Here is a 1074-nt window from a genome sequence, read left to right on the forward strand (position 1 = left end):
AAAGACGGAAGTTATGCTGTGCATATGGTAGTCCTTCCGGGATATTTTCTGGTCTGCAATGATAGAAGCAGTAGAAGCTTCAAAAGAGTTTGGAAATGGAGAAATCAGGCTCACAACAACCCAAAATCTTTACATAGTAGGAGTAAAAGAAGAAAACATAGGAAAACTTTTGTCTTCACCTGTTTACAAAAAATACAAAAATATAAGCTCTCCATATTTTAATGACCTGATTGCATGTGCAGGAACAGACCACTGTCCTTTTGGAGTAATACCTAATAAGCCTGACGCAATAAATGTGGCTAATTATTTGACAGAAAAATATCCATTAGACCCTGAAGATGCAAAAATCAGAATGTACTGGTCAGCCTGCCAGAAGGGATGTGGAATACATGGAAATGGAGATATAGGGTTTGTAGGGGTCAAGTTTAAGAAAGATGGTAAAACAGTTTTAGGTACAGATATATATTATGGAGGTACACTTACAGGAGAAAGTGAGGAAGGAAGATTATTAATACAGAAAGTACCTCTTAACGAAGTTCAGTTTTATGTGGAAGAACTTATAAAAGAATACATCAGACTAAAAAAAGAAAAAGAAAGTTTTGAAAAATTTTGCAAAAGGATTTTGTCTAAAATTTCAAAACACGCTCTAAGATTTTTAATCAGGTTTAACAACTCAATAAAAAGAAATTACCCTCATCTCAAGCTTGAAATTACAGACTATATACTCGGTAATAAATCTGAAGAAGAAGAGATATTTTTATTTGGATACCAGCTTTATAAAAAAATAACAGGTAAAAGCCCATATCCACGACCAAATATATTAGAAATATACGATGAACCTTTACCAGAAAAGCCTTCAAGAATTAACTCAAATATTCCCGATTTATTAGACAACATTGTTTTGAAAATGATTAATACAAATTCAGAAAAAAGATACAAGGTCTTTACAGAAATAGAAACAGATTTGGAAAAAATAAAGTTTTAAACTGCCAATAAAGGAGTGGTTATGCACCAGAAAATTAAGTATGAAGGAAAAGTAATAGAGATTAAAGGAAATTCTCAAATTGGCTTAAT

General features: G+C 32.0%; 1 protein-coding gene. It reads left to right on the forward strand.

The window, feature by feature from the left end:
- The first annotated feature begins 58 nt into the window (after nt 1–58).
- A complete protein-coding gene (locus HG1285_RS18610) occupies nt 59–985 on the forward strand; it encodes a nitrite reductase (NAD(P)H) large subunit (RefSeq protein WP_008289710.1) in 927 nt (308 codons plus the stop codon).
- The last annotated feature ends 89 nt before the right edge of the window (nt 986–1074 follow it).

This window comes from Hydrogenivirga sp. 128-5-R1-1 (assembly GCF_000171895.1).

Bases quoted from the DNA above. Each gene is read 5' to 3' on its own strand.
- HG1285_RS18610 (WP_008289710.1), top strand. From the start codon at position 59: ATGATAGAAGCAGTAGAAGCTTCAAAAGAGTTTGGAAATGGAGAAATC.